The 17,760-nt window shown below is 71.0% G+C and carries 11 protein-coding genes and 1 pseudogene; 7 read left to right on the top strand and 5 right to left on the bottom strand.

The window, feature by feature from the left end; genetic code table 11:
- Positions 1-386: 386 nt before the first annotated feature.
- From WME73_RS05805 to WME73_RS05795, 3 genes are all read left to right on the top strand, one after another.
- Entirely contained in the window at positions 387-5,126 is a 4,740-nt protein-coding gene (locus WME73_RS05805) for an nSTAND1 domain-containing NTPase (RefSeq protein ID WP_437915025.1), read from the top strand.
- Positions 5,127-5,283: 157 nt separating this feature from the next.
- On the top strand, positions 5,284-6,702 hold the full coding sequence (locus tag WME73_RS05800) for a sigma 54-interacting transcriptional regulator (protein ID WP_437915024.1): 1,419 nt from the start codon (positions 5,284-5,286) through the stop codon (positions 6,700-6,702).
- Between the two features lie 280 nt (positions 6,703-6,982).
- Positions 6,983-7,564: a hypothetical protein gene (locus WME73_RS05795; protein WP_437915023.1), complete on the top strand. Its 582-nt coding sequence runs from the start codon at positions 6,983-6,985 to the stop codon at positions 7,562-7,564.
- A gap of 1,131 nt (positions 7,565-8,695) precedes the next feature.
- On the opposite strand, the gene WME73_RS05790 is transcribed toward WME73_RS05795, so the two are convergent.
- Positions 8,696-9,730, bottom strand: coding sequence for an alpha/beta hydrolase fold domain-containing protein (locus tag WME73_RS05790; RefSeq protein ID WP_437915022.1), 1,035 nt, complete (start codon positions 9,728-9,730; stop codon positions 8,696-8,698).
- Between the two features lie 51 nt (positions 9,731-9,781).
- Between WME73_RS05790 and WME73_RS05785 the strand changes: the two are divergent.
- Positions 9,782-10,475 (top strand): annotated as a pseudogene (locus WME73_RS05785) (IS66 family transposase); the annotation flags it as partial.
- Between the two features lie 351 nt (positions 10,476-10,826).
- Positions 10,827-11,411, top strand: coding sequence for a hypothetical protein (locus WME73_RS05780; protein WP_437915021.1), 585 nt, complete (start codon positions 10,827-10,829; stop codon positions 11,409-11,411).
- Between the two features lie 494 nt (positions 11,412-11,905).
- Here WME73_RS05780 and WME73_RS05775 read toward each other — a convergent pair whose 3' ends face one another.
- Positions 11,906-12,100 (bottom strand): hypothetical protein, encoded by a 195-nt coding sequence (locus WME73_RS05775; RefSeq protein WP_437915020.1) that lies wholly within the window; start codon positions 12,098-12,100, stop codon positions 11,906-11,908.
- A 370-nt stretch (positions 12,101-12,470) separates the two neighbouring features.
- Here WME73_RS05775 and WME73_RS05770 point away from each other — a divergent pair, with 370 nt between their 5' ends.
- Positions 12,471-13,388 (top strand): tRNA-dependent cyclodipeptide synthase, encoded by a 918-nt coding sequence (locus WME73_RS05770; protein ID WP_437915019.1) that lies wholly within the window; start codon positions 12,471-12,473, stop codon positions 13,386-13,388.
- A 126-nt stretch (positions 13,389-13,514) separates the two neighbouring features.
- On the opposite strand, the gene WME73_RS05765 is transcribed toward WME73_RS05770, so the two are convergent.
- The 3 genes from WME73_RS05765 to WME73_RS05755 all read right to left on the bottom strand — a co-directional run bounded on the left by WME73_RS05765 (position 13,515) and on the right by WME73_RS05755 (position 17,003).
- A complete protein-coding gene (locus tag WME73_RS05765) occupies positions 13,515-14,867 on the bottom strand; it encodes a sigma 54-interacting transcriptional regulator (protein WP_437915018.1) in 1,353 nt (450 codons plus the stop codon).
- 463 nt (positions 14,868-15,330) lie between these two features.
- Positions 15,331-16,125, bottom strand: a complete 795-nt coding sequence (locus WME73_RS05760) for an alpha/beta fold hydrolase (RefSeq protein WP_437915017.1) — start codon at positions 16,123-16,125, stop codon at positions 15,331-15,333.
- Positions 16,126-16,316: 191 nt separating this feature from the next.
- Positions 16,317-17,003, bottom strand: coding sequence for a YqiA/YcfP family alpha/beta fold hydrolase (locus WME73_RS05755; protein WP_437915016.1), 687 nt, complete (start codon positions 17,001-17,003; stop codon positions 16,317-16,319).
- Positions 17,004-17,069: 66 nt separating this feature from the next.
- Between WME73_RS05755 and WME73_RS05750 the strand changes: the two genes are divergently transcribed.
- The gene (locus tag WME73_RS05750; protein ID WP_437744500.1) at positions 17,070-17,540 is read left to right on the top strand and encodes an N-acetyltransferase family protein; all 471 of its coding nucleotides are present in this window, start codon (positions 17,070-17,072) and stop codon (positions 17,538-17,540) included.
- The last annotated feature ends 220 nt before the right edge of the window (positions 17,541-17,760 follow it).

Below are 17,760 nucleotides of genomic sequence, written 5' to 3'. Positions count from 1 at the left end.
CCAGAATCGGCGAAAGGGCCGGCCCGATGTGGGTTCGACGATCGGCGCGGGCTTGCTCATCTCTCTGGTGCAGGCAGCAGGCCGAGCAGCCGACCGATCGCCTCGTGAACGACGCGGGCTGCCACCTCATCCCCGAGGGCGACGGCGCGGGTCAGGGGGCCGGCGAGCGGCGCGACCACAACACCCCGAGGCGACGCGTCGGCCAAATCGAGCTCGCCGAACCCGGGGCTCGGCGGTCGGGCCCGGCTTGGGCCCGGGGCTTCCAATAGGGTGCGATCCGTCGTCACGCCCCTTGACCTCCGGGGAACGCGACGGATCGCGAAGCTTTAGGCCTTTTCTGGTGCCTTCGTCGTTTCGGCGGGCGACAATCCCTGCCCGGGGGAACCATGACGATGCATGGACACCAGAGCGGCTCACGCCCCGTGTCATCCGAGGTGGTTCGCGGCGAGGCCACGCGCGAGAACGCCCGCACCCAGACCGCCAACCAGGAAGCACGGAGTGGCCCGGAAGACAAGGAACGCGCGGACGCGCTCCCCCTCTCCTGGATACCCTCGATAGCGCCACCTCCCCTGCCCATCGGCCCCAGCCCGTCTCCGGGCTCGACCCCTCTGCGGGTCGGCTCGACCTTCAAGCACTACGAGCTCATTCGCACGCTGGGCCAAGGTGGCATGGGGAGCGTGTTCCTGGCACGTGACATCAAGCTCGGCCGCCTGGTCGCCATCAAGCTCCTCCGCGAATACAGCGGGGACCGGGCCTACCGCTTCCTCGCGGAGGCGCAGGCCACAGCCCTCTGCAGCCACGAGAACATCGTGGTCCTCCACGAGGTGGACGAGGCATTCGGGACTCCGTACATGGTGCTCGAGTACATCCAGGGCTGCACGCTGCGCGACTTCATGGCGCGCGGAGAGCGCGCCCGCGCGCCCGGCGGTCCGGACGCCACGCCCGCCGCCGCGGCCGCTCCGGTGTCGCCGAGCCGCGCGATCGAGCTCATGAAGCCCGTGGTCCGCGCGCTGGTCTGCGCGCACGGCCTCGGCGTGGTGCACCGCGACCTCAAGCCGGAGAACATCCTCCTGGCCGACGCGGGGGCGGTCAAGGTGCTCGATTTCGGCATCGCCAAGCAGTTTGGAGCCGATGATATCTCGACGCTCGCCGGCGCCCGCGAGCCCTCCGCCCAGGGCGCCGGCCCGACCCGGGAGAGCGCGCTCGCCGGAACGCTCCCCTACATGGCGCCCGAGCAGCTCCGGCGCGAGGACATCGGTCCTCGCAGCGACCTCTGGGCCGTGGGCGTCATCCTGTTCGAGCTGCTCGCCGGGAGACACCCGCTCTCGCCGTTCGCACCGACGTGGCTCAGGGACGTGATCGACCTGGATTCGCCCATGCCGCGCCTCCACGACCTGCGCCCGGAGGTGGGCGCGCTCGGAGATCTCGTCGAGCGCTGCCTGAAGAAGCGCCAGGCCGAGCGCATCGGCTCCGCCGGGGAGCTGCTCGCCGAGCTCGAGGCGCTCGCGGGTCAGGAGGCGGCGATCGGTGGGACCGCGGGCGAGAGCCCGTTCGCCGGGCTGTCCGCGTTCCAGGAGTCGAACGCGGCGCGCTTCTTCGGGCGCGATCGCGACGTCGCCGCGGCGCTGGGGCGGCTGCGCAACCAGGAGCTCGTCGCGGTGGCCGGGCCGTCCGGCGCCGGGAAATCGTCGTTCGTGCGGGCAGGCGTGATCCCGGCCGTGAAGCGCTCGCGCGAGCGCTGGGAGGCCTTGGTCCTGCGCCCGGGGCGGAGGCCCCTCGCCGCGCTCGCCGACGTGCTCGCGCAGGAGCTCGAGGAGGCGCGCGAGGGCGCCCAGGGAACCAGGCCCGAGATCGATCCGGCCGCGCTCCTCGCGAGGTTGCGCGTCGAGCCCGGCGCCCTCGCGGCCCAGCTGCGCGCGCGCTGTCGCCGGAACGGGCCGGAGCATCGGATCCTCCTCTTCGTCGACCAGTTCGAGGAGCTGTTCACGCTGGGTACCGAGGCCGGCGAGCGATCGGAGTTCATGGGATGCCTCGAGGGCGTCGCCGACGACGCCTCGTCGCCGCTGCGGGTCATGCTGGCCGTGCGCTCGGATTTCCTCGATCGCATCGCGGACGACCACCGCACCTTCATGGACACCGTGACCCGCGGCCTCATGTTCCTGCCGCCGCTCGGGCGCGAGGAGCTGCGCGAGGCCATTGCCCGGCCTCTCCAGGCGGTCGGACACCGGTTCGAGAGCGACGAGATGCTCGACGAGATGCTCGACGCGCTCGAGGGCACGCGCGGCCCCCTGCCGCTCCTCCAGTTCGCGGCGACCAGGCTCTGGGAGGCGCGGGATCGCGCGCGCCGCCTGCTCACCCGGGACAGCTACCGCGCGCTCGGCGGGGTCGCGGGCGCCCTGTCCACGCACGCGGACGCGGTGCTCTCGCGCCTCCCGGCGCCGGATCAGCGGCTCGCGCGGGCGATCCTCCTGCGGCTGGTCACGCCCGAGCGCACCCGGGCCATCGTCAGCGCCGCCGATCTGCTCGATCTCGCCGAGGGCGGCGGCGAGGCGGTGACGCAGGTGCTGCACCACCTGGCCGGCGCGCGGCTCGTGCACATCGAGAGCTCCGGCGAGCGCGAGGGGACGACCGTGGAGCTCGTGCACGAGTCGCTCATCGACCGGTGGGCGAAGCTCCGGCGGTGGCTGGAGGAGAACGAGCAGGACGCGCAGTTCCTGTCGCGGCTGCGCGCCGCCGCGCAGCAGTGGGAGGCGAGCGGCGAGGCCGAAGGGATGCTCTGGCGCGACCGCGCGGCCGAGGAGGCTGCGCACTGGCTCAAGCGAGCCCGCGCCGAGCGGGGAGACAGCGCGCACGCCGCGCTCGCCAGACGCGAAGCGCACTACCTGCTCGCCGTCGTCGCCCTCGTCCGGCGCGCGCGGCGGACGCGCTGGCGCCTCGCCACCTCCGCGATCGCGCTCCTCGCCGCGACGGCGTCGGCGGTGTCCTACCTGGCGCTCCGCGCGGATCGGGAGGCGACCCGCGCGCAGGCCGAGGCCACGCAGGCCCGCAACGCGACCCGTATCGCCACCGCGCGGGAGCTGGAGGACGACCCCACGACCGTGCTCGCGCTGGTGCGCGAGATCGAGCCGCCCGGGGCGCCGCGCGGGTGGTCCGACCTCGCGCGGTTCGCCCTGCAGCGCGGGGTCGCTCGCACGGTGCTCACCGAGCCGGGCGCGATCGTCCGCGCGGCCTTCAGCCCGGATGGCAAGCGCATCGTTACCGCGTCGCTCGACGGGTCCGCGCGGATCTGGCGCGCCGACGGCGCGGGCGAGCCCGTCGTCCTCCGCGGCCACCAGGACCGGCTCGCCTGGGCGGCGTTCAGCCCGGATGGCAGGCGCGTCGTCACCGCCTCCTACGACAGGACCGCACGGGTCTGGAGCGCCGACGGCGCGGGCGAGCCCATCGTCCTCCGCGGCCACGACGACGTCGTTTTCTCGGCGGCGTTCAGCCCGGATGGCACGCGCGTCGTCACCGCGTCCTGGGACACGACGGCGCGGGTCTGGAGCGCCGACGGCACGGGCGAGCCCGTCGTGCTCCGCGGGCGCCCTGGGTGGATGTGGTCGGCGGCGTTCAGCCCGGATGGCACGCGCGTCGTCACCGCGTCCGGCGACCTGACCGCGCGGGTCTTCCGGGCCGACGGGACAGGCTCGGCGGTCGTCCTGCGCCATGACGATATCGTCTTTTCCGCGGCCTTCAGCCCCGATGGATCGCGCGTCGTCACCGCCAGTCATGACAAGCTGGCGCGGGTCTGGAACGCCGACGGTACCGGCGAGCCCATCGTCCTCCGCGGGCACCAGGATGCGGTCTTCTCCGCGAGCTTCAACACCGACGGCCGGCGCGTCGTCACCGCGTCCTGGGACAAGACGGCGCGCGTGTGGAACGCCGACGGCACGGGCGAGCCCATCGTCCTCCGGGGGCACCAGGACATGATCCTTTCCGCGGCCTTCAGCGCCGACGGTCAGCGCGTCGTCACCGCGTCGCTCGACAGGACAATCCGGACATGGGACGTCGCGGACATCCATCCACCGCTGGTCCTGCGCGGTCACGAGGATCTCGTATCCTCCGTGGCCTATAGCCCCGACGGTCAGCGCATCGTCACCGCGTCCTACGACATGACGGCGCGCGTGTGGAGCGCCACCGCGACGGGCGAACCCGTCGTTCTCCGCGGCCACACGGACTGGGTCAACGCCGCCGCCTTCAGCGCCGACGGCCGGCGCGTCGTCACCGCATCGAACGACCAGACGGCGCGGGTATGGGACGCTGGCGGGACGGCAGAGCCCATCGTCCTTCGCGAGCACCTCGGGCCTGTCAACGCCGCCGCTTTCAGCCCCGACGACCAGCACATCGTCACGGGATCCCAAGACGGGACGGTGCGCGTGCACAGCGCCGACGGCGCGAGCGAGCCCCTCGTACTCCGTGGTCACACGCAGCCCGTCCAGTGCGTCGCGTACAGCCCCGATGGCCAGCACGTCGCCAGCGCGTCCTGGGACACGACGGTCCGGGTGTGGGACGCAGGCGGCGACGTCGAGCAGCCGGTCGTCCTTCGAGGCCACCAGGATCGGGTCAACTCGGTGGCCTTCAGCCCCGACGGGGAGCGCATCGTCACGGCCTCCTGGGACAAGACCATCCGCGTGTGGAACGCCGACGGCGCGGGCGAGCCCCTCGTCCTGCGCGGGCACGTGGGCGTCCTCCACAGCGCGGCCTTCAGCCCCGATGGCCGGCGCATCGTGAGCGTGTCCGACGACAGGACCATCCGCGTGTGGAACGCCGACGGCGCGGGCGAGCCCCTCGTCCTGCGCGGGCACGAGCTCTCGATCAAATCCGCGGCCTTCAGCCCGAACGGCGCCCGCATCGTCACGGGCTCCGACGACAGGACCGCGCGGGTGTGGACCGATCTCGAGACGCTCCGCGGCGTGGACGACCCGAAGCTGTGGACCTCGACGACCTACTGCATGCCCGTGGAGCGCAGGATGGAGCTCTTGCACATTTCCGAGGCCACGGCGCGCGCCGACCGGGACGGCTGCCTGCGCCGGGTCGACGAGGCCTCCGCGGCGAGCCTGTCGGCCGCGCTGCTCGGCCGGCGCTAGCGCTGCCGGCGCTCCGAGGCGCGCGTCGCCGACCCGCGCCGCCGATCGCGCCGAGCCCGGCAGAGCGCCTGGGTTGCTCCTCGATCCATCCCGCGTCGACCCCGCCCTGCCAGGGGTGCCGCCCAGCAGAGAGGGTGCGTTACGATGGTGACGCCCTATGACCGTTGAGCCCACCGCATCCGCCACGACCGAGGAGATTGGCCATGCGGTATGCAGCCCCGAGACGCGATTGCAGCCGTACCTGTTCGTCGTGCTGCACTGCGATCGCCTCCTGGCCAGCGGCGCTCGGTATGGCCTCGCCGACGTGGACGAGGTCACGATCGGCCGCGGGGCGGCGCGCGCGGCGGCCCGCAAGCTCGAGGGAGCGGTCCGGAGGCTCGAGCTCCGTCTCCCCGGCGGCACCATCTCGTCGATGCACGCGCGCCTCGCGCGCAGCGCCGAGGGCTGGATTTTCGAGGACGCGCAGTCGAAGAACGGGAGCTTCCTGAACGGCGAGCGCGTCACCGGCGCCACGCTGCTGCGCGACGGCGACGTCATCGAGCTCGGCCCCGTGCTCCTGCGCTTCCGCGCCGCCCTGCCCGCCTCGCCCGGCGCGGCCCCCGACCTCGACACGGTCGACCTTGCTCCGCGCGCCCCCGGCTGCGCCACGCTCTCGCCGCCGCTCGCCGAGCAGCTCGCGGCGCTCGAGCGCATCGCCCCGCGGCCGATCCCGGTGCTGCTCCTCGGCGAGACGGGCAGCGGCAAGGAGGTGCTGGCGCGCGCAACGCACGCCCTGTCGGGCCGCGCGGGGCCCTTCGTCGCCGTGAATGGCGGCGGGCTGCCCGCGTCGCTCCTCGAGAGCCAGCTCTTCGGTCACGTCAAGGGCTCCTTCACAGGCGCTGGCCGCGACGAGCCCGGCACCATCCGCAGCGCCAATCGCGGCACGCTCTTCCTCGACGAGATCGGCGATCTCCCGGTGCCGGCGCAGGCCGCCCTCCTCCGGGTGCTCCAGGAGCGCGAGGTCGTCCCGGTGGGCGGCACGCGCCCGGTCAAGGTCGACCTGCGCGTCATCGCCGCGACGCACAAGCCGATCGAGCAGATGGCCCTGCGCGGCGAGTTTCGCGGGGACCTCCTTGCGCGCCTGTCCGGCTACCGCCACCTGCTCGCGCCGCTGCGCAGCCGGCTCGAGGATCTCGGCCTGCTCGTCGGCGACCTCTTGCGGCGGTCAGAGGTGCCCGCCGCGACCAATCTCCGGTTGAGCCCCGCCGCTGGCCGGAAGCTCCTCGCGTACCACTGGCCGCTCAACATCCGGGAGCTGCAGCAGGTCCTCTCCGTGGCAGCGGCGCTGGCCAGCGGCGGCGTCATCCAGGCGGAGCAGCTTCCGGAGCTGGCCCGCGAGGCGCAGGCGCCGCCCTCGCCGGGCAGCGGCGATGAGCGCGTCGACGCGGAAGCGCTGGAGCGCCACCTCATCGCGCTGCTCGAGAAGCACCGCGGCACGGTGAGCCATGTCGCCCGCGACATGCGCAAGGCGCGGATGCAGATCCACCGCTGGATGCAGCGGTTCGGCATCAATCCGAACGATTACCGCAGCGGCTGAGGGCAGCTCACGATCCCCGGCGTCGCGGCGCTCCCGGGCGGCGCCAGAGGGCGCCCGTGAAGATCTACAGAGCGCAGGACCTCCCCGGGTGAGCCTGCGCCGGCTCGATGACGAGAGCAGAGCGGCACAGTTTCTGCTTAACGAATCTCTGCGACCGGACGACAACCGGACCGATGGTCGCGGGCCTTGTCGGCTCGCGCCACACATTCGCCACGAGAGTGCTGCCGGACAGGTCGCATGATCAGCGTCTGTGCGTACAAACACTGACGGAGGCAGAGCTATGTTGACACCCAGGTGGATCCTGAGCGCTCTTTTTCTCACCGCACTCTCATCGACGACCGGCTGTGTCGCAGATACCGGCGAGAGCAGCGCGAACATCGACACGGAGTTCCCCACGCTGACCACGGCCGACGCGGATCCGGACGCGGAGTCCGAAGATTACACCATTAGCTGCATAATGGCCGGAACGATGACCTTCGATCCACCGCTCACCCTGTCGAACACGGCGACCACGGTCTCGCTCAGTGGTACATTGTCCGCGTGCGTGGACGCGAGCGCCAACTACGTCATCACCGGCGGTGCGGCCACTGCCACGCTCACCGGGACCGCCAGCAAGCTGACCGCCGACCTTTCTGGAGCGGTTAGCTTCACCTTCACTCTTGCAGGCGGCGGCACGTTGACGCGCACCCAGGGGGTCACCTGCCTGGTCGGCGCGATAGGCGTCTACTCTTGCGAGGGGGTCGTCATCGACGCCGACGGCGAAGCCGTCGTTGAGATCACCCCCGTGGTACCCGCCACCCAGTTCCTGGGCGGGCCGACGTCGCAGGTCACCTTCGTCGATCCGGCCTCGAAGCTGCGGTAGATACGGCCCGGCCTTGTGATTCGGTAGCCGGCACGCTGAGCTTGCTGGGCTGCACAGGTGCGAAGTAACCGCCCAGCCATCGCCATAGGCATGATCCTTTGCGGCTCTCGCTGGGGTCGACGATGCCGGGCGCGGGCGGCGTCGGCCGACGGCCGCGCGCAGCGTCGGCCGACGGACAGCAGGGCCCCGATGCGCGCCGCGGCGTCGAGGAGCGCCGGCGCTCGGCCGGAGCCGAGCCGCACCTGGCCGAGCTCCGATGTAGCCGGCGACGAGGTACCCTGATCAGATGCGGTAGACATACACGCTGCCATCCCAGCAACTGTTGACCCAGCACGCGTCCATGAATCGCCAGCCGCGATTCGGCAGTACGCCGCGATGCGGCCGGCGTCCTCGTCCAGCTGTCAGTCGCGCGGGCACCAAGCGCGCCGTCGTAGGGTCGAGGCGCACGTCGGCGAGCTCGGTGCGGCCGCTGTCCTCCTCGGCGAGCAGTGCAACAGTGACAGTAACAGCGTAACATGGTTACAATCACTGTTACACGCTATTGGAGCAGATCGCCCCCGTGCGCAGATCGTCGACGAGCTTGTACGCGTCTCGTGCGTCGTCCTTCGGGCCCCGGCTCTCGCCAATCGCCGCCACCACCACATCCTTCGCATGAGGCGAGAGGCTCTCGTAGAGCCAAGCGCTCTGGGTGCCCTCCTCCAGCGCCACGTACTTGTCGGCCTTTCTGGGTCCTTGTTCGCCTAACCCAAGGTTCCCAAAGGCGGAGGGAGAGCGCCATCCGGCCATCACCTGAGATCGCGCGGCCGACAGCTCCTGACGGCAGCCGACCTCGTGTTGCCCTCCCTCCTGCCCCGAGAGCGAGCCCCAAGCGGAGCGCCCCTCCGCCCTCGCCCACGCCACCCTGCAGGCACCGCGCGCAGCGCGCGTCCAGGCCGCCGAAGGCGCCCGCGCAGCGGGGCGAAGCGTCTTGAGGTGCGCGAGCACGGCGCCACCCTCGCCAGGCGACGGCGGAGCTCCTCCGACGTGTCCGGTTGCGCGGCCACGATCGGCAGGTGCGGGAACCAGCAGGATCGACCTTGCGGACGCCACGATTCTATGATGCCTAGCCTCCCGGACCGTCCGGCGCGGCCCTCAATCGGGGGTTCGCTCGGCGCGCACGGGCTCGCCGGAGACGGCAGCAGCCTTGTGCCAGAGGTGCCTGTCGAGGAAGGCCAGCACGCGCCGGTCGATCTCGGCGCCCCGGAAGCCGTGTCCCCAGTCGGCGACGGGGACGAGCACGCTAGGCACGCCCGCGCGCGAGAGCGCCTCGTGCATCGCGGCGGAGAGGCGGAACGGGACCACATCGTCGCGCGTCCCGTGCATCAGCAAGAACGGCGGATCCTGCGCGTCCACGTGATGGATCGCCGAGGCCGAGCGCGCGAGGTCGGCGCGCTCCGGCGGCGGGCCGCCAAAGAGCGGGTCGAGCCGGCCGTGCATGTCGGCCACCGCCTCGGGCGTGGTGGCCGACGCGAAGAAGTCCGCCATGTCGGTGGGGCCGCAGAAGTCGACGACGGCCTGCACGCGGCTCGACAGCGGCGTCCCCGGCGGCCGGAAGCCCTGCGGCAGCGGTAGGTCGCCCTCGAGCGCGGCCTCGCCGCCGGTCGTGCCGAGCACGCTCGCGATCTGGCCGCCGGACGACTCCCCCCACACGGCGATGCGCCGCGGATCGACCCCGTACTGCTCCGAGGCGGCGCGCAGCCACCGGATGGCGGCCTTCGCGTCGTGGAGCTGCGCCGGCCACGGAAATGCGGGGACGAAGCGGTGGTCGATCGTGACACCGACGTACCGGCCAGTGGCGACGAGCTGCGGGAGAAACTCGTGGCCCTGCTCGCGCGTGCCCTGCTTCCAGCTTCCGCCGTGGATGTACACGACCGCCGGCAGGCGGGCCGCGACCGGGGGGTCGGGCCGGAGGACATCGGCCAGCAGCGGCTCGCCGCCAGCGCGGGTGTACTCGACGCCGCGCTCGACGATCACGCGCGCGGCGGCAGGCGTCTCGGCGGCGGAGGTGGAGGCGGCCTCGAGCGGCGGCCGCGGGCGGCCGGCCGTCGCCTGCGCGCCGGCGCATCCGGAGAGCCAGGCGAGGAGCGCCGCCGCGGCGGCGAGCGTGAGAGGGTGCCGGCGGATCATACCGCGTCGAGGATACCGCCCTGACGGCTCTCCATAAAGAGGGTCGCGGTAGACAGCGAGGAGGTGATGGATCGGGGGCGCCCGGGGCCGGGGCTGCTCGCGAGCATCATCGTCGAGAAGTTCGAGGACGCGATGCCGCTGTACCGGCAGGCGCAGCAGTACGCTCGCTTCGGCGTGTCGCTGTCGCCATCGACGCTGGGAGAGTGGTCGGCCTTCGCGCTCGACGTGCTCGCCCCCGTGGCCAAGAGGATCCAGGAGCGCGTGCTGGGCTCGTGCTACCTGCGCGCCGACGACACGGGGATGCGCGTGCTGGACCAGGACCATCCAGCGGGGGTGAAGAGAGGTCACATCTGGGCCTTCGTCGGGGCAGAGCTCGTGGGGTTCCTGTACGCACCGGACTGGAGGGCGAAGCATCCGGCGGCGCCGCTGCTGGGCTTCACCGGCTACCTGCAGGGAGATGGCTATGCCGGCTACGGCGCGATGTTTACGGTTATGTAGAGCTGCACATAACAGGAAGAACTACTTATTCGCGGGCTCTGACAAGGGAGCTCAGCGCCTAGCCGTCGGCTACACGGTATTTGGCTCGTGTCGGATGCGCGGAGTCAACCCGCTCGCCTGGGCGACGGACGTGCTCGGCAAGCTGCAGGCGGGCTGGCCTCGCGAACGGCTGGACGAGCTGCTGCCCGACGTGTGGGCGCGAGCGTCGCTCGCGGCCCCGGCCGCTGGTGACGCCGACGCGTCCTGAACGACGCGGCTCTCGAGCCTCGCCCCGGGGGAGAGCTCCTCGCCGGCCCTCGCGTTTCCGCGCGCATGCGCCCCAGCCTGGGCAGACGCCGCCCCGCGCCCAGCATCGTCGACCGCGGCGACAGCCGCAAGCGGCCATACCCATGGCGATGGCTGGGCGGTTACCCTGCGGCGGCCGGACAACGAGAGCCGAGCGGCACGCTTCGTGTTTAACGAATCTCTGCGACCGGGCGACAACCGGACCGATGGTCACGGGCCTTGTCGGCTCGCGACACACATTCGCCACGAGAGTGCTGCCGGACAGGTCGCATGATCAGCGTCTGTGCGTACAAACACTGACGGGGGTAGAGCTATGTTTACACCCAGATGGATCCTGAGCGCTCTTTTTCTCACCGCACTCTCATCGACGACCGGCTGTGTCGCAGATACCGGCGAGAGCAGCGCGAACATCGACGCGGAGTTCCCCACGCTGACCACGGCCGACGCGGATCCGGACGCGGAGCCCGAAGGTTACGCCATCAGCTGCAGAATGGCCGGAACGATGACCTTCAATCCACCGCTCACCCTGTCGAACACGGCGACCACGGTCTCGCTCAGCGGCACATTGTCCGCGTGCGTGGATGCGACCACCAACAACATCATCACCGGCGGTGCGGCCACTGCCACGCTCACCGGGACCGCCAGCAAGCTGACCGCCGACCTTTCTGGAGAGGTTAGCCTCACCTACACTCTTGCAGGCGGCGGCACGTTGACGCACACACAGGGGGTCACCTGCTTGGTCGGCGCGATAGGCGTCTACTCTTGCGTGGGGGTCGTCATCGACGCGGACGGCGAAACCGCCGCTGAGATCACCCCCGTGGTACCCGCCACCCAGTTCCTGGGCGGGCCGACGTCGCAGGTCACCTTCGTCGATGCGGGAGCGGCGGGGGTGCGGTAGATACGGCCCGGCCTTGTGATTCGGTAGCCGGCGCGCTGAGCTTGCTGGGCTGCACAGGTGCAAAGTAACCGCCCAGCCATCGCCATAGGCATGACTCCTGGCGGCTCTCGCTGGGGTCGACGATGCCGGGCGCGGGGCGGCGTCGGCCGACGGACAGCAGGGCCCCGATGCGCGCCGCAACGACGAGGAGCGCCGGCGCTCGGCCGGAGCAGAGCCGACACCAGCCCTTTCAAGGTGACTTTTCCCTGGATTCTGCGAAGAGTCGAGCAGTCGATACGTGACTCTTCTCCGCGTACCGGGTTCTCTTCGCCACGGGCTTCTTCGCGCCACGTGGATGGCGCTTGAGCTTTCGGAGCGGTGTAGCCGCGCAAGAGCGCCCTGTGCGGGATGTTCTTGATGGGGACAAGCTTCTCCGGCGAGCACGCGCGCGACGAGCCCGACATTGAAGCGGCTGCCTTCACTCCAGAGCCAGCCTGCGGCATCCACGAAAGAAGCTAGGCGAAGTCCTCCCAGGTCAGGGTGCCATCCGCGTTGTCGTCCGAGGTGTTGAACGCCTTCGTGAGGGCGCTTCCGAGCGAACCCTGGGCGGCGGCGAGCGGCTCTTCGCGGAGGACGACACCGTCGCCGTCGATGCCCGGGCTGTCGAAGAGACGGCGAAAGAGCGCGTGCTTGGTGCTCGATGTGCTCATCCTCGGATCCTCGGTGCGAGCGTGCAGGGTACCCCAGGCGCGGCGGCGCCGCCGGATCGGCGTCCGCTCAGGCAAGCGCGGGCGCGAGGCGCTGTAACCGTGACAGTAACCGCGTTACAGCCGTTGCATGGCCCAACCCGCGCCCTTGACCGCGGCTCGGGCCCAAGGCGCCGCCGCGCGACGTGCGGAGTCTCCGCCCGGGGTCCGTGGGCGCGCGTCGCGTCGCCGGGATATCGGCTGGCACGCTTCCTGCTTATTTATGCATCGTCGACGTGGACCGGCAGCGCTCTTGAGACCGCAGCGATCGGATGCCGCGGCTGTCACGCTGCCCGCGCTCAATACGCTTTCAGCGTCATAGGAGTCGTTTCCCATGAGATCGGAACCAATTGTCGGTGAGCACCTTTCCCCCTGGCAACAGATTGACTGGGACCGGCTCGACGTCGAAGAGCTCGTCTCCATCCAGCGGAAAGCGCGCACGGCCATCGAGGCGAAGCGCAAGCACGAGGGCAAGCTCCGGCATGCAAACAGCGGAGCGCGCACGCTTCCGGAGCCTCTCTATCCGGGCAAGGAGGGCTACAGGACGATCATCCAACACGTCGCGCCGGCTCGCCTGCGAGGCGCCGTCGACACGCTCGATCGCTGCGTCCTCGGGGTCAGCCTGGGCGGGAGCAACGCGGCTACATTTCATGGGGCCAAGCTCGAGGCGATCGTCCGATGGATCGCCGCGCGCGCGAACCACTGCTGCGTGCTCGTGGGCGACAGTCTGGGTCGTATCAGCCTGGAGGTGCGGGAGGGAATGGCCCCGGACGTGGCCGAGCGCGAGGCGCGCGCCCTCGGCAGGCGCTATGTCGCGGAGACCGAGGCAATCTTCCGGCGTTACACCACGGACCAGATCACCTTCGAGTTCCGTTATGGGACGGAGTTCGCCGATCACCCTCGCTTCCGGCCGTATCTCGGCGATGTGCGAGCGGTCTACGATGAGAACGCCGCCTTTCGCGAGACAGTCCATGCCTTCGCGAGTGAGTACCTGGCCCGGACGGCGCGGAGCATCGGGCAGGGCGAGGCCGGCCCGAGCGAGCGCTGGAAGACGATCGCGCGAGAGTATCTGATCGAGGAGGTCGCTCTTCTGGCATGCTTCGCCGCCGACGGCTGGTCTGCGCTGGTCTATCCGGGATCCATCGACTCCATTGTCGAGGTCGCAGAGGGCCGATTTCCGGCTCTTCCGGTGCCGCTCCAGGCGTTTCAATTCATCTCGCTCTGGCTCGATTCGAAGAGCGGGTCCCGATAGTGCTGGTCGGGACCGCCGACTCATCGCCGAAGCTGACCAGCGAGCGGTGGCCGGCGATCGCCTGGGGAGATGGTAAATCGGGCCGATTTGTGTCCCACCCCACGAGAGAGGGTCCGTGAGCTGCCCTTAGCCGCTGCGGTAATCGTTCGGATCGATGCCGAACCGCTGCATCCAGCGGTGGATCTGCATCCGCGCCTTGCCCATGTCGCGGGCGACATGGCTCACCTTGCCGCGGTGCTTCTCGAGCAGCGCGATGAGGTGGCGCTCCAGCGCTTCCGCGTCGCCGCGCTCATCGACGCAGCCCGGCGGGGGCGGCGCCTGCGCCTCGCGGGTCAGCTCCGAAAGCTGCTCCGCGTGGACGACGCCGCCGCTGGCCAGCGCCGCGGTCACGGAGAGGATCTGCTGCAGCTCCCGGATGTTGAGGGGCCAGTGGTACGCGAGGAGCTTCCGGCCAGCGGCGGGGCTCAACCGGAGATTGGTCGCGGCGGGCACCTCCGAGCGCCGCAGGAGGTCGCCGACGAGCAGGCCGAGATCCTCGAGCCGGCTGCGCAGCGGCGCGAGCAAGTGGCGGTAGCCGGACAGCCGCGCGAACAGATCCCCACGGAACTCGCCGCGCAGGACCATCTCCTCGATCGGCCTGTGCGTCGCGGCGATGACCCGCAGGTCGACCTTGACCGGGCGCGTGCCGCCCACCGGGACGACCTCGCGCTCCTGCAGCACCCGGAGCAAAACGGCCTGCGCCGACAGCGGTAGATCGCCGATCTCGTCGAGGAACAGCGTGCCGCGATCGGCGCTGCGGATCGTGCCGGGCTCGTCGCGGGCAGCGCCCGTGAAGGAGCCCTTGACGTGACCGAAGAGCTGGCTCTCGAGGAGCGACGCGGGCAGGCCGCCGCAGTTCACGGCGACAAAGGGCCCCGCGCGGCCCGACAGGGCATGCGTTGCGCGCGCCAGCACCTCCTTGCCGCTGCCCGTCTCGCCGAGGAGCAGCACCGTGATCGGCCGCGGGGCGATGCGCTCGAGCGCCGCGAGCTGCTCGGCGAGCGGCGGCGAGAGCGTGGCGCAGCCGGGGGCGCGCGGAGCAAGGTCGACCGTGTCGAGGTCGGGGGCCGCGCCGGGCGAGGCGGGCAGGGCGGCGCGGTAGCGCAGGAGCACGGGGCCGAGCTCGATGACGTCGCCATCGCGCAACAGCGCAACGCCCGTGACGCGCTCGCCGTTCAGGAAGCTCCCGTTCTTCGACTGCGCGTCCTCGAAGATCCAGCCCTCGGCGCTGCGCGCGAGGCGCGCGTGCATCGACGAGACGGTGCCGCCGGGGAGACGGAGCTCGAGCCGCCGGCGCGCTCCATCGAGCTTGCGGGCCGCCGCGCGCACCGCCCCGCGGCCGATCGTGACCTCGTCCACGTCAGCGAGGCCGTACCGAGCGCCGCCGGCCAGGAGGCGATCGCAGTGCAGCACGACGAACAGGTACGGTTGCAATGGCATTTCGGGACGGCATCCCGCGTGGACATCATCCTCGGTCGTGGCGGATGCGGTGGGCTCGGCGGTCATGTGGCTTACCATCGTAGCGCACCCTCTCTGCTGGGCGGCACCCCTGTCAGGGCGGGGGTCGGCGCGGGAGCGATCGAGGCGCGACCTCGCATGCTGCCGGGCTCGGCGAGCTTGGCGGCGCAGGTCGGCGACGCCGCGCCTCGGAGCCCGGGCAGCGCTAGCGGTGGCGGGGAGCGCGGCCGCCAGGCGCGCCGCGCGGGCCGCGGGAAGGGAACCAAAGCGCCGATGACGTCGAGCGCGCAAGGGCTGAACCGCCGAGGCGCCAGGCCCTCTCGTGGCGTCGTCGGCGGCTACGGGCCCTGCTCTCTTCCGGCGGAGTCCGGCGGAGACGATGGGCGACTCGCTCGATCAGGTGAGCTGGGCCATCCCCGAGGAGGCCTGACGAGCGTCTCCCGTATTATGCCCGGAGTTCCGCCTGCTCGCCCTGCTCGCCGCGCAGGAAGGCCAGCGCCGCGCGGGCGAACGGCTCCTTCCACTCGCCGAAGATGGGGCCGTGTCCGCCGTTCGGCAGGATCCACAGGCAGGAGCGCGGGATGGCCCGGTACAGCTCCAGGGCGATCTCGGCCGGGTAGAGGGGATCGCGGTCGCCGCTCACGATCATCGTGCGCGCCGTGATGGTCGACAGGTGGGGGGGCGTGAAGCTCATGTCGTCGTGGCTGGCCGCGAAGCGGCGCGGCTGATTCCACAGCGCTCGGATCTGCGCGTCGCCGAGCGCGTGGCGGCTCCTCATGTCCCGCCATTCCCCCTCCGAGCGGCCCTCGTCGGAGACGAGGCGCATGATCACCCTGGCCTGCTCGGGGAAGTACGGTGTCGCGGACACGAGGACCATCGACGCGACGCGGTCCGGCTGCTGCGTGGCCAGGTGCAGGAGGCACTTGGCGCCGAAGCTGAGGCCGATGGCCCGGAACGCCCTTACCCCCAGGTGGTCGAGGAGGGCGAAGACGTCGGAGGCGCACTGACGGATGGTCAGCGAGCCAGCCGGGTTGGTCGAGCGGCCGTGGCCGCGCAGATCGGGGACGATGACCGTGTGTCCACACCCGAGCTCCGCGAGGTCGAACACGTGAGCCCAGTCCCCTCCCGCTCCGGTGAAGCCGTGGAGCAGCACGAGCGGCGGCCCCTCGCCGCGAAGCTCGTAGTACATCTCGATGTCGTTGACGGGCGCGGTGCGCCCGGTGGCCGTCGCTGTCGCCATTCGCTCCTCCGATCGCTCGACCGCGGCCGATCCGCGGCCGGTCGCACACGATCTGTAAGCGGCGCTCTTCGCACTTGATAGCTGTGCCATTCTCGCATAGAATGCCAGTCGGCTGGTGAGGGGACAGCCAACGAGCGTATCGCGCTGAACAGATGCTCAGCGTCCGCGGTCCTGGCAGCAACGGGTGTTCGTCAGCCGACGAGGAAATGGCGCAGGAAATCGTCCGCTTCGCGGAGGATACGAGGAATCGAGGCGACGAGCTCGTGGCCGTCGTCCACCTCGATGAGCCGGACATGCCGCTTCCCTGCGGCGAACGTCCGCGAGAGCTCGATGTCCACCACCTCGTCGCTCCGGCCATGGACGATCAGCGTGGGTACACGCACGTCAGGCCAGCCCCCCGAGCGCTCATCCACCTCGGCCGCGTCGGCGGCGAAGCCGAAGTCCACCCGGGCTCGCTTCTTCTCCGCGTAGTCGTCGACCTCGAGCCACCCCCGCTCCTCCCACGCCCGGAAGCCCTCCTCACCCAGCCGCAGCCGCCATCGCTCCATGATCCGGAACGCGGGCGCGAGCAGCACCAGCGCGCACACCCGCGCGTCCTCCTCGGCGACGCGGCACGCGGTGAGGCCGCCGAGGCTCGATCCCATCACCACCGCCCGGTCGCGCTCTCCGCCGATCGCCTGCTTCACGGCGCCGATCATCGCGCTCAGGCGCAGGCGCTCGAACGAGGGCACCCGCAGGTCGAGCCGCTCGACGGCGACCCCGCGCCCCTCGAGGTGCGCGGCGATCCGGACGCCCTTGGTCGAGCTCGGGCCCGAGGCGAAGCCGTGCAGGTACAGCCAGCGCGGGCCGGCGGCGGAGGGCGGCGTCGTCATGGTCATGCAGGCGGGGAGCCTACTCCCTCCACCGCGGCGCGACGATGCGGTATGACCCGCCGGAGAGACGCCATGATCCGCCCCGCCACCGCCGCCGATATCCCCACCATCGCCCGCCTCATCCGGATGCTCGCCGAGTACGAGCGGCTCGCGCACGAGGTCACCTTCGACGAGCGAGAGCTCGAAGCGCACCTCTTCGGCCCGAGGCCAGCAGCCGAGGTCGTCCTGGCCGAAGCGGAGGGGATCCCGGTGGGATTCGCGCTCTTCTTCCAGAGCTTCTCCACCTTCCTCGGCAAGCCCGGGATCTACCTCGAAGACCTCTTCGTGCTCCCGGATCACCGCGGAGGAGGCCACGGCAAGGCCCTGCTCGTGCACCTCGCGAAGCTCGCGGTGGAGCGCGGCTGCGGGCGCTTCGAGTGGTCCGTGCTCGACTGGAACGAGCCGGCGCTCGGCTTTTACCGGAAGCTCGGCGCCAAGCCCATGGACGAGTGGACCGTCCACCGCCTCACCGGCGAGGCGCTCGCCCGGCTCGCGCAGGGCTGACGCGCTCGCCACGGGCGTTGCTCGTGGCGGCGCAGCCGAGCACCACAGGCTGCTGCTGGAGCAGCAGCGGCCGCGACCCCTCGGCGCGCTCTTGGCCTGATCACGCCCGAGGCGCGCCGTCCAGACGACCACCGCGGGCGCGGGGATCTTGGTACGGATGTTGCGATTCATGGCAAATGGCGGATTGCGAATCGCCCATCACACACGCCGCGTGGGCTGA

The sequence above is a fragment of the Sorangium sp. So ce302 genome, assembly GCF_051530145.1.
Lineage (GTDB): Bacteria > Myxococcota_A > Polyangia > Polyangiales > Polyangiaceae > Sorangium > Sorangium cellulosum_B.
The sequence above is the reverse complement of the archived record's forward strand: the minus strand, read 5'-3'. Positions and strand labels throughout refer to the sequence as shown.

Excerpts from the sequence above, each read along its gene's own strand:
- WME73_RS05800 (WP_437915024.1), top strand. The coding sequence starts at position 5,284 with ATGACCGTTGAGCCCACCGCATCCGCCACGACCGAGGAGATTGGCCAT.
- WME73_RS05795 (WP_437915023.1), top strand. The coding sequence starts at position 6,983 with ATGTTGACACCCAGGTGGATCCTGAGCGCTCTTTTTCTCACCGCACTC.
- WME73_RS05780 (WP_437915021.1), top strand. The coding sequence starts at position 10,827 with ATGTTTACACCCAGATGGATCCTGAGCGCTCTTTTTCTCACCGCACTC.
- WME73_RS05760 (WP_437915017.1), bottom strand. The coding sequence starts at position 16,125 with ATGGCGACAGCGACGGCCACCGGGCGCACCGCGCCCGTCAACGACATC.
- WME73_RS05775 (WP_437915020.1), bottom strand. The coding sequence starts at position 12,100 with ATGAGCACATCGAGCACCAAGCACGCGCTCTTTCGCCGTCTCTTCGAC.
- WME73_RS05805 (WP_437915025.1), top strand. The coding sequence starts at position 387 with ATGACGATGCATGGACACCAGAGCGGCTCACGCCCCGTGTCATCCGAG.
- WME73_RS05790 (WP_437915022.1), bottom strand. The coding sequence starts at position 9,730 with ATGATCCGCCGGCACCCTCTCACGCTCGCCGCCGCGGCGGCGCTCCTC.
- WME73_RS05770 (WP_437915019.1), top strand. The coding sequence starts at position 12,471 with ATGAGATCGGAACCAATTGTCGGTGAGCACCTTTCCCCCTGGCAACAG.
- WME73_RS05750 (WP_437744500.1), top strand. The coding sequence starts at position 17,070 with ATGATCCGCCCCGCCACCGCCGCCGATATCCCCACCATCGCCCGCCTC.
- WME73_RS05765 (WP_437915018.1), bottom strand. The coding sequence starts at position 14,867 with ATGCCATTGCAACCGTACCTGTTCGTCGTGCTGCACTGCGATCGCCTC.
- WME73_RS05755 (WP_437915016.1), bottom strand. The coding sequence starts at position 17,003 with ATGACCATGACGACGCCGCCCTCCGCCGCCGGCCCGCGCTGGCTGTAC.